General features: G+C 64.4%; 9 protein-coding genes and 1 other RNA gene. 6 read left to right on the top strand and 4 right to left on the bottom strand.

Annotated elements, in window-relative coordinates:
- Window positions 1-530: 530 nt before the first annotated feature.
- Window positions 531-1,625 (top strand): GTP cyclohydrolase II RibA, encoded by a 1,095-nt coding sequence (ribA, locus tag GJ654_RS02695; RefSeq protein ID WP_246664559.1) that lies wholly within the window; start codon window positions 531-533, stop codon window positions 1,623-1,625.
- Window positions 1,594-3,921, top strand: a complete 2,328-nt coding sequence (locus GJ654_RS02690) for a hypothetical protein (protein ID WP_155444572.1) — start codon at window positions 1,594-1,596, stop codon at window positions 3,919-3,921. Before ribA ends, GJ654_RS02690 begins: the two co-directional genes overlap by 32 nt.
- Window positions 3,922-4,004: 83 nt before the next feature.
- Here GJ654_RS02690 and panB read toward each other — a convergent pair whose 3' ends face one another.
- Window positions 4,005-4,814, bottom strand: coding sequence for a 3-methyl-2-oxobutanoate hydroxymethyltransferase (panB, locus tag GJ654_RS02685; protein WP_155444571.1), 810 nt, complete (start codon window positions 4,812-4,814; stop codon window positions 4,005-4,007).
- 180 nt (window positions 4,815-4,994) lie between these two features.
- Here panB and dnaG point away from each other — a divergent pair, with 180 nt between their 5' ends.
- The 3 genes from dnaG (at window position 4,995) to GJ654_RS02670 (ending at window position 9,917) form a co-directional block, all read left to right on the top strand.
- The gene (dnaG, locus tag GJ654_RS02680) at window positions 4,995-6,881 is read left to right on the top strand and encodes a DNA primase (protein ID WP_155444570.1); all 1,887 of its coding nucleotides are present in this window, start codon (window positions 4,995-4,997) and stop codon (window positions 6,879-6,881) included.
- Window positions 6,882-7,103: 222 nt separating this feature from the next.
- Window positions 7,104-9,116: an RNA polymerase sigma factor RpoD gene (rpoD, locus tag GJ654_RS02675; protein WP_155444569.1), complete on the top strand. Its 2,013-nt coding sequence runs from the start codon at window positions 7,104-7,106 to the stop codon at window positions 9,114-9,116.
- Window positions 9,117-9,197: 81 nt separating this feature from the next.
- On the top strand, window positions 9,198-9,917 hold the full coding sequence (locus GJ654_RS02670) for a class I SAM-dependent methyltransferase (protein ID WP_155444568.1): 720 nt from the start codon (window positions 9,198-9,200) through the stop codon (window positions 9,915-9,917).
- On the opposite strand, the gene GJ654_RS02665 is transcribed toward GJ654_RS02670, so the two are convergent.
- The 3 genes from GJ654_RS02665 to GJ654_RS02655 are packed head-to-tail and all read right to left on the bottom strand — an operon-like array spanning window position 9,914 to window position 12,809.
- Window positions 9,914-10,903: an HlyD family secretion protein gene (locus tag GJ654_RS02665; RefSeq protein ID WP_155444567.1), complete on the bottom strand. Its 990-nt coding sequence runs from the start codon at window positions 10,901-10,903 to the stop codon at window positions 9,914-9,916. The two genes, GJ654_RS02670 and GJ654_RS02665, sit on opposite strands and share 4 nt — an antisense overlap.
- Complete coding sequence (locus tag GJ654_RS02660) at window positions 10,900-11,601, bottom strand: ABC transporter ATP-binding protein (protein ID WP_155444566.1); 702 nt, start codon at window positions 11,599-11,601, stop codon at window positions 10,900-10,902. The genes GJ654_RS02665 and GJ654_RS02660 overlap by 4 nt, the downstream gene beginning before the upstream one ends.
- Complete coding sequence (locus GJ654_RS02655) at window positions 11,598-12,809, bottom strand: ABC transporter permease (RefSeq protein ID WP_246664558.1); 1,212 nt, start codon at window positions 12,807-12,809, stop codon at window positions 11,598-11,600. Before GJ654_RS02655 ends, GJ654_RS02660 begins: the two co-directional genes overlap by 4 nt.
- 203 nt (window positions 12,810-13,012) lie before the next feature.
- On the opposite strand from GJ654_RS02655, the gene ssrS reads away from it, so the two are divergent.
- A non-coding RNA gene (gene ssrS, locus GJ654_RS02650) (6S RNA) lies at window positions 13,013-13,160 on the top strand.
- Window positions 13,161-13,196 lie beyond the last annotated feature (36 nt).

Raw genomic sequence — 13,196 nt, 5'->3', positions numbered from 1 at the left:
CCTGTTCCGGCGTCAGCGGGCGGCACCTCATCCGGCGCTGCGCGCCACCTTCTCCCGCAAGGGGAGAAGGAAGCGACCCCAATGCTGGGCATCGCTCACGATGGTCAGGTCAAATCCCAGCGGCTCCGCGACGAGCAACGAAAATTCAACTTCTAATTGTGATCGTTGAGTCGGAATCGGTGAAAATTTGCGCGATTCTTGCGAATTTCGTGTCAAAACTTGTCAAAAAACGTCGATTTTCGCGCATGCACGTCGTCGGTTGCATACAAGATGTGGGGCGGCGGCTCTCGGACGTGCAAGCGGATATCGTGTTGTCAGAACAAGGGGTTGAGATGGTCTGAGCGTTAAAAAATGTTTCACGTGAAAACAAAACAAGAACAAAATCGTGTGGCGGCTGCGTTTTCACCCCGAAAATTTGCGCGCGGCGGGTTCACTTTTCGCCGCGCGCAGGGCCTCGCCCCGCTTCAGGCTGGCTCTCTGCCGCTGAAGGCATTATGTAAGCGGCGCCCCCGCCTTCGGAGTTCCGCGCGTTGTACGATATTTCCGGTCTGTTTCCGGCAAACGAAAGTTCTACCGTCTCCGTCGAGCGCGGCGTCGCGGAATTGCGCGCCGGGCGGCCCGTCGTGCTGGCCGAGGGCGCGCAAAAATTTTTGGTCTATCCCGCCGAGCAATTGGATGAGCACGCGGCGGACGTTCTGGACAGGATTGGTGGGGCGCGGCTGATCCTCACCATGCAGCGGCTCGGACGGCTGGGCGTCGAGCGCGACGGGCCGGGTCTGATCGCTCTGCAAAAAATCGACATCGAGCGCATCACCGCGCTGATCCTCGATGAGGACGCGCGCATCGACGCGCCCGTGTCCAATCCGGTTCCGGCGGAGGAGGCGGCGCTCGATCTGCTGCGTCTCGCGCATCTGCTGCCCGCCGCGATCCTGATCAAACTGGATGCGCCGGTCGCGGGGCTGAACGAGGTCGCCGGCGCCGACATTCGCGCCTTTCGCGCGCGAAAAATCACGTCGTTGCGGCTGATCGGGCGGGCGCCGGTGCCGCTGGAAGGCGCCCCGAATTCCGAGATCGCCGTGTTTCGCGGCGGCGAGGGGTTGCGCGACCAGGCGGCGGTGATTGTCGGCGACCCCGATCTGTCCGGCCCCGTGCATGTGCGGCTGCATTCGGCCTGTCTGACCGGCGATTTGTTCGGCTCGCTCAAATGCGATTGCGGCGACCAGTTGCGCCACACCGCCAAATTCATGGCCGAGAATGGCGGCGGCGTCATCCTCTATCTGGACCAGGAGGGGCGCGGCAACGGGCTCGCCAACAAGGTGCGCGCCTATGGCTTGCAGGCCAAGGGGCATGACACCTATGACGCCGACGAAATTTTGGGGTTCGGGCTCGACCAGCGCCGTTTCGGCTATGCCGCGCGCATGCTCGACCTGCTGGGCGTCACCCGGGTGCGGCTGATGACCAACAATCCGAAAAAGATCGAGGCGTTGCGCGCCGCCGGGCTGGAGGTCAGCGACCAGCGCATCCAGGGGCGGCCGACGCCGGAAAACATCCATTATCTCGCCACCAAGCGCGACAGGGCAGGTCATTTTCTTGATGTCGACGTTCCCCCCTCCGCCGAAAACTGAGCCCTTTGGGGTTTTCTTCGCCTCGATCCTCATTTTCTGCGCCGCCAGCCTTTATCTGTGCTGGCCGTGGGTGTCGGGACAGGTCACCATTCCCTGGGACGCCAAGGCGCATTTCCAGCCGCAACTCTCCTTCCTCGCCCATTCCCTGCATCGCGACGCGGCGCCCTGGTGGACGCCCAACGTGTTTGCCGGCATGCCGCAGATCGCCGATCCGCAGAGCCTGATCTTCGCGCCGCTCTATCTGGCGCTGGCGGTCTTGGTCCCGGAGCCGAATTTCCAGCAGGCCGATGGCGTCGCCTTCCTGATGCTGACCCTTGGGGGCATCGGCTGGATGCTCTATTTCCGTGACCAGGGGTGGCGCGCGGCGGGCGGACTGGTGGCGGCGCTCGCCTTTGCTTATGGCGGCTCGGCGGCCTGGCGCATCCAGCACACCGGGCAGATCCTGAGTTTTGCGTGGTTTCCGCTGGCGTTCTGGGCGCTCAGCCGGGCGCTCGACCGCTCGTCCTTCGCTTGGGGCGGGGTCGCCGGTCTGTTCGCCGGTTTGATGGCGCTCGGCCGCGACCAGATCGGCTGGCTGTTCTGTCTGACGCTCGCCGCCTTCGTCGTCTATCGGCTTTTCAGCCCGCCGCCCGAAAGCCCGAGCTTCGGCCGGCGACTGGCCGGCATGCTGAAGCCGCTCGCGGGCGGCGCGCTGGTCGGCCTGATCGTCGTCGGCCCGGCGCTGGTCTGGACCGTGCAACTCGCCGAACAGTCCAACCGCTCGGAAATCACTCTGGAAGGCGCCTTCATCGGCTCCCTGCATCCGGCCTCGCTGCTGACCGCCGTTGTCGCCAATCTCTACGACATTCACGGGCCGTTGTCGGCCTTTTGGGGGCCGCCTTCTCCCGGTTGGGGCGAAACCCACCTCTATATCGCCCGCAACATGACGGAGGTCTATTTCGGCGCGCTGCCGGTCGCGGCCTTGCTGGTTTACGGCCTGGGGCGCGGCTGGGCGTTGCGTCGTCCGGCCGTGTTCTTCCTCGGCGCGCTGCTCGCGATGATCGTCTATGCGCTCGGCAAGTACACGCCGGTGTTCGCCGCCTTGTTCGATCTGCCCGGCGCCAGCCTGTTCCGCCGCCCGGCCGACGCCACGTTCCAGATCGGCGCCTTCGCCGCCGTGCTGGGCGGCTTCTGCGTTTCCGAATATTTGGGCGCTGGCGCGCCAGAGCGGCGCGCGCCGCTGGGGTTTGCCCTGCTCGGCGCCGTGCTGCTCGCCTGCGTCGGCGTTGCGCTCGCCAAGGGACATGCGGAGGCGCTGGGAGCGATCGGTTTTGCGCTGCTGTGCTTCGCCCTGGCGTTCGGCGGGCTTTTTGTCGCGCGACGCCTGCCGGGGCGGCCGGTGTTGGGCCTGCTGCTGATCGCTCTGCCGCTCACCTTCGATCTCTCGATCAACAATGCGCCGAACCAGTCCACGGCGCTGCCGCCGCAAACCTACGACGTGCTGCGCGAGGCGACCGGCAACGAGACGATTCGCTTCCTGAAGGACAAGCTCGCGGAGAATGGCCCCGACCGTCGCGATCGCGTGGAATTGGCCGCCATCGACTTCCATTGGCCCAACGCCGGGCTGACCCATGGCTTTGACATGAGCCTTGGCTACAACCCGATCCGCCTGCAAACGTTTATCGACGTCACCCGCGCCAACGACCATGTCGCCGTGCCGGAGCAGCGGGTGTTTTCGCCGGCCTTTCCCTCCTACAAATCGCCGATGGCCAATCTGTTCGGCTTGCGCTGGATCGCCACCGGCGTTCCCGTCGAGCAGATCGACAAGAATCTGAAGCCGGGCGATCTGCCGCTGGTGAAGCAGACCGCCGACGCCTTCATCTATGAGAACAAGGACGCGCTGCCGCGCGTGCTGGCGCCGGGGCGGGCTGTTGTCGCCGATTTCGCCGCGCTGGCGGACAAGGGCGGCGTGCCCGACCTCGATTATCGCAAGACCGTGCTGCTGGATCGGGCGGATTGCGCGCGGTTGGGCCTGTGCCAGGCGCAGCCGGGCGGCGAGGCGGGCGAAGCGCGAATCGTCGCTTACGAAAACACTTTTGTGGATGTGGACGTGACGGCGCCGGCGGGCGGCGGTTTTGTGGTCCTCAACGACGTCTGGCAGAACTGGCAGGCGGTTTATGTCGATGGCGTCGAGGCGGAGCTTTTGAAGGCGAACATGATGTTCCGGGCGGCAAAACTTTCGCCGGGCGCGCACAGGGTGCGGTTTCAGTTTGAGCCGTTGCGGGCGTTCCGGCGGGTTTGGCCGGCAAAGGGCTAACGTGGACCGCCTTCGCCCTTCGAGACGGCCCCTGAGGGGGCCTCCTCAGGGTGAGGGCTATGGGTTGATGCGTGGTGTGAGGCTCAGCCCGCCTTCTTGCACAGTTGCGCCAACACCTCCGGCGGCATGACCGCGCAATTGGCCGTGGTCGGAAAGGCCCCCCGCTTGACGTCGGCGACATAGGCGGCCGTCGCGGATTCCATGGCGGAGCCGACTTCGGCGTAGCGCTTGTTGTGCCGAAAGTTGCGCTCCGTGTAGCCGAGCACGTCCGGGAAGACGAGGACCTGGCCATCGGTTCCCGGCCCCGCGCCGATGCCGATCGTCGCCGCCTTGATCTCCTTGCTGATGATCCCGGCGAGTTCGGCCGGCACCAGCTCCAGCACCAGCATATAGACGCCGGCGTCATCGAGCGTCTTCGCCTCGGCGCGCAGGCGTTGCGCTTCCGCGATCGTCTTGCCGTGGACGCGGCGCTCGCCGGTCTGGGGCTCGTAGCCGATGTGGCCGCAGACCGGCACGCCCGCGCCGATCAGCGCGCGCACCATGTCGGCATGCGCGCCCTCGAATTTGACCGCGTCGGCGCCGGCCTTCTGCAGCGCCAGGCCGCTCTGCACCGCCTGTTCCGGCGTGTCATAGGTGGCGAAGGGGAGATCCGCGAAAATAAAAGTGTCCGGGGCGCCGCGGCGGACGGCGGCGGTGTGGTGGATCATGTCGGCCAGCGTCACCTCGCGCTCGCTGGCGTAGCCCAGAATGTTCACGCCGACGCTGTCGCCGACCAGGATGGCGTCGATTTCAGCCGCTTGCTGCGCCCGCGCCTGGGGGGCGTCATAGGCGGTCATGGTGGCGATCTTCTCGCCCTGTTTCTTCATTTCGGCGAATCTGGCAAGCAGGCGCATGGCGTCTCGTGGGGTTGGTGCCCTTGTCGGGGGCGCGAGTTCTCTAGTCAAAGGGCCGGGGAAGGTCCATATGGCTTTCGTTGGCTGGCCGCCCTGTGGATAGCGGCGACAATTTTTCGCGCGCCTTGCATGCGGCATCAGGCGATTCCATGTGAGTTAGGCGAGCAATCTGACCGAAACATGAAATTCACGCCCTCCTTTCTCGACGAAATCCGGGCGCGCCTTCCCATGTCGGAGGTCGCGGGCCAGCGCGTGCGGCTGAAGAAACAGGGGCGGGAATGGCGCGGCCTGTCCCCGTTCACCGCGGAAAAAACCCCCTCTTTTTATGTGAACGACCAGAAGGGCCAATTTTTCGATTTCTCCGCCGGCAAGAATGGCGACATCTTTGAATTCGTCATGGAGACCCAAGGCCTGCCCTTTCCCGAGGCGGTGGAGCAGCTCGCCGGTCTCGCCGGCCTCTCCCTGCCGGTGGAGACGGTGGAAAGCGCCGCCGCCGAGAAGAAACGCGCGACTCACCTGGAAGCGCTCGAATTCGCCGCCGAATTTTTCGAAAAAGTTCTGCGCGGGAGCGCGGGGGCTAGGGCGCGCGCCTATCTCGCCGAGCGCGGCGTTTCAGAAGAGGCGCGCAAGAAATTCCGGCTCGGCTATGCGCCCAACGAGCGGTTTGCGCTGCGCGATTATCTGGCCGGAAAAGGCTGCGACGCCGAGGTGATGAAGGAGGCGGGTCTGCTCACCCATGGCGAAGGCATCGCCGTGCCCTACGATTTCTTTCGCGACCGCGTGATGTTCCCGATTTGCGATCGCGCCGGAAAAGTCATCGCCTTCGGCGGGCGGGCGATGAGCAAGGAGGTTCAGCCCAAATACAAGAATTCGGCGGAGACGCCGCTGTTCCACAAGGGTTTTAACCTCTACAACCTGCATGTCGCGCGCAAGGCGGCGCATGAGCGGGGAACCGTGATCGCCGTCGAAGGCTATGTCGATGTCATCGCCCTGAGCATGGTGGGAATCGACAATGTCGTGGCCGGGCTCGGCACGGCGCTGACGCCGGACCAATGCGAACTGCTTTGGAAGATGGCCGAGGAGCCGATCCTGTGTTTCGACGGCGACCGCGCTGGACGAAAGGCGGCGTTTCGCGCCGTCGAAACCGCGCTGCCGCTGATCGGGCCCGGAAAAAGCCTGCGTTTCGCGCTGCTGCCCGAGGGGCAGGACCCCGACGATCTCGCCCGCGCCGGCGGCGCCGCGGCGCTGGAGGCGGTGTTGGGCGCGGCAAAACCCATGTCGGAAATGATTTTTGCCCGCGAAGCCGAGGCGCAGCCGCTGGATACGCCCGAGCGTCGCGCCGCCTTCGAGCGGCGGCTGCGCGACTGCGCCGGGCAGATCCGCGACGAGGTGCTGCGCCGCCACTATCTCGACGATTTTCGAAACCGGCAGTTCCAGCTGTTCGGCCGCGCCCGGCGCGAGCCTTTCGTTCCCCGACGGGGCGGCGGCGGGGCGCAGCGCCCGGGTGCGCGCGCGCCGATCGCCAGCTCCGCCCTGCTGCAATCGAGCCTGCTCTCGGCGCCCAGGGAGTCGCCGGCGCCGCGCGAAACGCTCATTCTCGCCCTGCTGGTCAATCATCCCAATCTGATCGTCCGCCACGCCGAGGATCTTGCGCGGCTGGATTTCGCGGGCGCGGCGGGGGCGAAATTGCGTGACGCGCTGCTGGGACTCGCCGAGCCCGACATGTCTCCTGAAACCCTGAGAGAAAAGCTCGACGTTCGGGGATTTGGCGGTTTTTTTGAAAGCGTCGCCGGCAACGCCACACTTTCGACATTGTGGTGCGTAAGGCCAAGCGCCCACGAAAATGACGCGGATGAGGTTTTGCGGCAGGCTCTGGCCTTGCATCGCAAGCAGCGCGCGCTAAATAGGGAATTGCGGCAGGCGGAGACGGCGCTGGCGAGCGAGCCGAGCGACTCCAATTTCGCTGTTCTGGCTGATATCAAGGCGCAACTTTCGGCCCTTGAGGGCGTGGAGGCGACGATTGAAGGCTTCGGCGCATCCTCGGGACGGGAAGACAAAAATGTCTGAGGCCGCGCCTCTCGCCGCGCGGAAAAGATTGGTTAAGCGGTCCTTAAAACTTTCCGCGCAACCTGAAGACAGGGGCGACTCAGCGTTTGCTGGGGCGCCGATGATGAATTCTTGAGCTTGTCCGCGTTTCTCTGATCGAGGAGCGCGAGCAGGCTCGATTGGCGCTTTCGGCGCCCGCCTGCGGCGTCCGCCGTCGGGCCACGTAAGTTCTGGAGTCGCCATATGGCCAAAAAAGACGACGCGAAACCCGAGGGCGAGGCCGTTGCCGATGTTGCCGACAGCCCCTTGCTGGATCTGTCGGACGCCGCCGTCAAGCGCATGATCAAGACCGCGAAGAAACGCGGTTTCGTCACTTACGCCGAGTTGAACGCCGTCCTGCCGTCGGAGGAGGTGTCCTCCGACCAGATCGAGGACGTCTATGCGATGCTCAATGAAATGAGCATCAATGTCATTGAGGGCGACGACGCCGAAGAGGCCGAGGAGGAGGCCGCCGCCGAGGAGGAGGAGCCCGAATCCGGCGAACTGACCGAGGCCGCGCCAGCATCCCGCGCCGTCGCCACCCGCAACTCCGAGCCCGCCGACCGCACCGACGATCCCGTGCGCATGTATCTGCGCGAAATGGGCTCGGTGGAGCTTCTTTCGCGCGAGGGCGAAATCGCCATCGCCAAGCGCATCGAGGCAGGCCGCGAGGCGATGATCGCCGGCCTGTGCGAGTCGCCGCTGACCTTCCAGGCCATCATCATCTGGCGTGACGAACTGGTCGACAGCAAGGTTTTGCTGCGCGAGATCATCGATCTCGAAGCAACCTACGCCGGCCCCGAGGGCAAGGGCGGCGCGACCGGCGAGGAAGAATCGGAAGAGGAGGGGGAAGCCCCGGCCACCGCGCCGCGCAATCCGCCCGCCGGGCTCGAGGACGAGCCGCCGATCCAGGCCGAGAATTTTGACGAAGAAGACGATATGGAGAATTCCGTATCGCTCTCCGCCATGGAAACCGAGCTGAAGCCGAAGGTTCTGGAAACCTTTGACCGCGTCGCCGACGCGTACAAAAAACTGCGGCGGCTGCAGGACCAGAATGTCGAGAACAAGCTCAAGAACGAGCAGCTGACGCCGGCCCAGGAGCGCAAGTACAAGACGCTCAAGAAGGAAATCGTCACCGACGTCAAGTCGCTGTCGCTCAACCAGAACCGCATCGATGCGCTGGTCGAGCAGCTCTATGACATCAACCGCCGCCTGATCGGTCTGGAGACCAAGCTGTTGCGCCTGGCCGAAAGCTTTGGCGTCGCGCGCGACGATTTTTTCAGAAACTATCATGGCGCTGAGCTTGACCCGAAATGGGTGCTGCGCATCTCGAAGTTGGGCGCGCGCGGCTGGCGGGAGCTGGTGGCGTCGTCCAAGGACGAGATTCACGAGCTGCGCAGCGAAATTCATGCGCTGGCGACGGAAACCGGCCTGGAGATCCAGGAATTCCGCAAAATCGTCCACATGGTGCAGAAGGGCGAGCGCGAAGCCCGTCAGGCCAAGAAGGAAATGGTCGAGGCGAACCTGCGTCTCGTCATCTCCATCGCCAAGAAATACACCAATCGCGGCCTGCAATTCCTCGACCTGATCCAGGAAGGCAATATCGGCCTGATGAAAGCGGTGGACAAGTTCGAGTATCGGCGCGGCTACAAGTTCTCGACCTATGCGACCTGGTGGATTCGTCAGGCGATCACCCGCAGCATTGCGGATCAGGCAAGAACCATCCGCATTCCCGTGCACATGATCGAGACGATCAACAAGATCGTTCGGACCTCGCGCCAGATGCTGCACGAGATCGGCCGCGAGCCGACGCCGGAAGAATTGGCGGAAAAGCTCGCCATGCCCTTGGAAAAGGTTCGAAAAGTTCTGAAGATCGCCAAAGAGCCGATCTCGCTGGAAACCCCGATCGGCGACGAGGAGGATTCGCACCTCGGCGATTTCATCGAGGACAAGAATGCGATCCTGCCGATCGACGCGGCGATCCAGTCGAACCTGCGCGAGACGACCACGCGTGTCCTGGCGTCGCTGACCCCGCGCGAAGAACGCGTGCTGCGCATGCGTTTCGGCATCGGCATGAACACCGACCACACGCTTGAGGAAGTCGGGCAACAATTCTCGGTGACGCGCGAACGCATTCGCCAGATCGAGGCGAAGGCGCTCAGAAAACTCAAGCACCCCAGCCGCAGCAGAAAGCTGCGGTCGTTCCTCGACAATTAATTAATATTGACGCCCGCCGGTCGCCCGCGTCTGGCGGGCGGCGCGGTTCGGGGCAAATGCATTGACCCGGAGATATTGTTCATGAATGTGACGAAAGCCGTCGTTGAAAGGGCCGACATACTCAGGCGTGATTGGAATGACGACGAGGACTATTACCGGCACGCGGAAGAATGGGTGAACACGTGCTGGGATTTGGAGTCCAGATTCCCTTTTCGTGAGATGTTCAACCGCCTGGACTCCTCGGTCATCGTCGAACTGGCCTGCGGGCGCGGCCGGCACAGCTGGCAGATGCGGGATTGGCCGAACCAGAAGATTTTGGTCGATCTGGTCCCCGATAACATCGCTTTTTGCCGCAAACGCTTCGCCGGACTGACGAATTTCCAGTTTATTGTCAACAATGGCATCGACCTGCGCGAGATCGCGGATGGCGCCGTCACGGCCGTGTTCTGTTATGACGCGATGGTGCATTTCGACCACGAGATCGTTTACGCCTATTTGAGGGAGTTCAAGAGAATCCTGCGTCCCGGCGGAATGGCCCTGCTGCACCACTCGAATTACCCGCACAATCCCGGAGGCGACTACAAAGGCAACCCACACTGGCGCTGCTTCATGCCTGCTGGCCTGTTCAGGGATTACGCGATCAAGACTGGGCTTGAAGTGGTGGAGCAGCGGTGTTTCGCCTGGGGCGACGTCGCCGACATCGATTGCCTGAGTCTCGTCGCCAAGCCGGAGAGCCCCGAGGTCGCGCCCAAGCGTCGCCGCTGGCGGGATCGGCTTCCCTGGCGCAGGGGAAGGCGTTAGCGCCGCGCCGCCTGGGGAGCGACAAAGCCCACATCGATCCGCAGGCCGACCGGCAGTCTCACCTCAGGGTCAAGGTCGATCATCGCCTGCAAAACCTTCATGTCGACCTTTTCCGAGGGGCGACCGGTCTGAACCGCCTTGGCGCCCAGGCGTTGCGCGATGCGCGCCACCGTTCCCCCGAATTTTTTCCCCGGATAAGCGTCGGCGGTGACCTCGACCCTTTGTCCCACGGCGATCCGGCCGATGTCGGTTTCGTCCACCTCCGCGCGCACCCGCAGCCGGCTGAGATCGCCGACAATGGCGATGGGCGTGGGGTCGATATTTGTCACGGCCTCGCCGGCGTTGCGCTGGCGACGCAGCAGCGTCCCGGCGATGGGCGAGCGGATGGTGAATTTCTCCAGCTGCGCCTCGGCGAAGGTGGTTTCCGCCTTCAGGCGCTCGACCACGGCGCGGGCGGCGGCGATGTCTTCCACGCGGGCGCCCGCTTCGATCACGGCGACGCGCTCCGCCATGGCCGTCCGCCGCATTTTCAGGGACCCCAGTGCCGAACTTGATTGGTCCAGCGCCGCCTGCGACGCGGCGCCGCTGGCGCGCAGCGGCTTCTTCCGGTCGTAGTCGAGCTGCGCCAATTGCAATTCGGCGTCGAGCTGCTCCAGCAGCGCCTTCGCCTCGCGCCGCTCCTCGGGGCGGGCCCCGTTCAGAAGTTTTTCGAGCTGCGCCTGCGCTTCGGCGAGCTGCGCGCGCGTCGCCGCCACCCGCGCCGCCTGTTCGCCGTTCACGATGATGGCGATCGGCTGATTTGCGGCGACCGCATCATTCTCCTCCACCAAAACCTTGTCGATGATCCCGATCACCTGCGAGGCGATCTGGCGCTCCTCGCCGAGCGGTTCGACAAGGCCTGGGGCCGCCGCCGCATAGGGGTCCGCGCGACTCTGAACCGTCGAAAAGGCCAGCGCCAGCGCCGCCAGCGCCAAAAAATGTTTCATGACGCCTCCGGCGTGTTGACGATCCAGCCGTCCTCGATGCGGACGATGCGGTCGGCGAGCGACAGGATGCGCGGGTCATGGGTGACGATCACCACGGCGCGGCCCTGCTCGTGGGCGAGACGGCGGAACAGCTCCATGGCGCCCAGCCCGCCTTGCGCGTCGAGCGCGGCGGTGGGCTCGTCGGCCATCAGGATTTCCGGATCGCCGGCAAGGGCCCGGGCGATGGCGACGCGCTGTTTCTGGCCGCCGCTCATCGCATTGGGAAACGCGTCGAGCTTTTCGCCCAGCCCAACCTGGCGCAACAAGGCGCGGGCCTTCTCCCGGCCCTCGCGCAAGTCGGCGCGGGCGAGATCGAAAGCCACGAGAACGTTTTCGGTCGCGGTCAGCATCGGGAACAGATTGTAGCTCTGGAAGATGAAGCCGAACCGCTTCAGCCGCAGGGCGCCGCGCTCCTCCTCGCTCAGCTGCGCGATGGGTTTTTCACGCAGGAAAACCTCGCCGGACGTCGGGGTGAGCAGCGCGCCCAGAATGTGCAGGAGCGTGGTCTTGCCGCTCCCCGAAGGCCCCATCAGCAGCAGGACCTCGCCGCCGCGAATGTCGAGATCGATCGCATGCAGCGCGGTGAAGGCGGTCTCGCCCGTTCCGAAAACATGGCCGACGCCAACGGCCCGGATGACCGGCGCGCGGGGCCCGTTCATCGGAAAACCTCGGTCGGGTTGATTTTCGTGATTTTTCGCAGGGAGATGATCGAGGCCAGCACGCACATCGCCTCCATCACGCCGCCGATGCCCAGGATCAGCCAAAGCGGCGCTTCCGGCGGGGCGCTGGCTTCGCGGCTGAGCCAGACGACGGTCAAGACGCCGGCCATGCCAAACACATAGCCTATGGCGCCGCCTATCAGCGCTTGCGTGATGACGATGCGATAGAGATAGGAGCGGCTCCCGCCCATGGCGCGCAGCGTCGCATATTCCGGCAGGCGGTCCATGGTGCTGGCGTAAAGGGTTTGGGCGGCGATGACGACGCCGACGAACAGGGCGAGAATCGACGACGACACGATGGTCAGGCCCGCGCCGGTCGAAAACAGCCAGTAATTGCTGCTGCGGCTGGAAAATTCCGGCGTCGTCATCACATCGACGTCGGGCATGTGGGCGGCGAGGCGCGCGCGCACCGTCTCGACCGGGGCGCCCGGGGCGACGCGGATCGGCACATAAGTGATCGCCTTGTCGGGGTTTCGCAGGCTGACGGCGACGGACCGCGCCTTGCGCAGCGAGGTGAAGACGTAAGGCGACTGGGTGAAGGTGCGCACGCCCTTGGTGAAGCCGACCACACGCACGCGATGGTCGTTGATTTCAAAAGTCTGGCCGATGCGGTCGACGCCGAGTTTCTTCGCGTAAAGCGTGTCGACGATGACGCCGTCGGGCGTGAGCAGCGCGTCCCGGGGTTTTAGGCCATCGACCAGATTCCAGGGCAGGCCCATCAGCGCGTCGGGCTCGACGCCGACGACAAAAATGGTCTCGCGCACGCCATTGGGCTTCTTCCAGATGCCGAAGTTCAACAGATAGGGCTCGGCGCTCGCCACGCCCTCCGTGGCGAGCGCCTGGAAGCGGCGGCGTTCTTCCAGCGGCGTGGCGAGATCGACGGTCTTGATGCCGTGCGCGGCGATCCAGAGATCGGCGCCGCCATGATCGACGAGATTTGCGGTGGTGTGGGTGAAGTTGACGAGCATGCCGAGCTGGATGCCGGTCAGCAGGGTCGCAAAGGCGATCCCGATCACAGTCACGGCCAAGCGCATGCGATCGTGGGCGAGATTGCGCCAGGCGATCAGTCCGGTCAGGTCGGTCCGCCATAGGCGCACGGACGGCCGGGCGGCCAGAATTTTTGAGGCAAGCGCCTCATCCCGAGACAAGCGGCTTCCCTTCAGTTGCGCACCAAGAGCGTATACAGGCATTTGACACTGTCAACATCCACGGGGGACGGGACGCTCGGCAGATCATAACCCTTGCGCACACAGGACGATTTGCGCGCACCTTGTTGTCGGCCCTGAACGTCCCTGGCGAATTTGCGAACTTTCCCATGGCGCCGGCGACGCAGGCGCCCTAGATTACAGAGGCGGCGCTGCGGGGTGCGTGAGGATATTTCCCCGGGGCCTTACGATCCCCTAGGGAGCTGTCCCTGTTCTTGTCCGTGGACTTGGGCACACGGCGCCCACCTACTTTGTAGGTACCCGGGATCCGTCCCACGGCTTTTGTGGCCCGCACTCTTTTTTGCGCCTCGCCGCATGCGGCAGGACTGT

This window comes from Rhodoblastus acidophilus (assembly GCF_009720655.1).
GTDB classification, from domain to species: Bacteria; Pseudomonadota; Alphaproteobacteria; order Rhizobiales; family Beijerinckiaceae; genus Rhodoblastus; species Rhodoblastus acidophilus_A.
The sequence above is the reverse complement of the archived record's forward strand: the minus strand, read 5'-3'. Positions and strand labels throughout refer to the sequence as shown.

What these genes read in the sequence shown, in the direction of transcription:
- GJ654_RS02690 (WP_155444572.1), top strand. Translation starts at nt 1,594, where the DNA reads ATGTCGACGTTCCCCCCTCCGCCGAAAACTGAGCCCTTTGGGGTTTTC.
- panB (WP_155444571.1), bottom strand. Translation starts at nt 4,814, where the DNA reads ATGCGCCTGCTTGCCAGATTCGCCGAAATGAAGAAACAGGGCGAGAAG.
- dnaG (WP_155444570.1), top strand. Translation starts at nt 4,995, where the DNA reads ATGAAATTCACGCCCTCCTTTCTCGACGAAATCCGGGCGCGCCTTCCC.
- rpoD (WP_155444569.1), top strand. Translation starts at nt 7,104, where the DNA reads ATGGCCAAAAAAGACGACGCGAAACCCGAGGGCGAGGCCGTTGCCGAT.
- GJ654_RS02670 (WP_155444568.1), top strand. Translation starts at nt 9,198, where the DNA reads ATGAATGTGACGAAAGCCGTCGTTGAAAGGGCCGACATACTCAGGCGT.
- GJ654_RS02665 (WP_155444567.1), bottom strand. Translation starts at nt 10,903, where the DNA reads ATGAAACATTTTTTGGCGCTGGCGGCGCTGGCGCTGGCCTTTTCGACG.
- GJ654_RS02660 (WP_155444566.1), bottom strand. Translation starts at nt 11,601, where the DNA reads ATGAACGGGCCCCGCGCGCCGGTCATCCGGGCCGTTGGCGTCGGCCAT.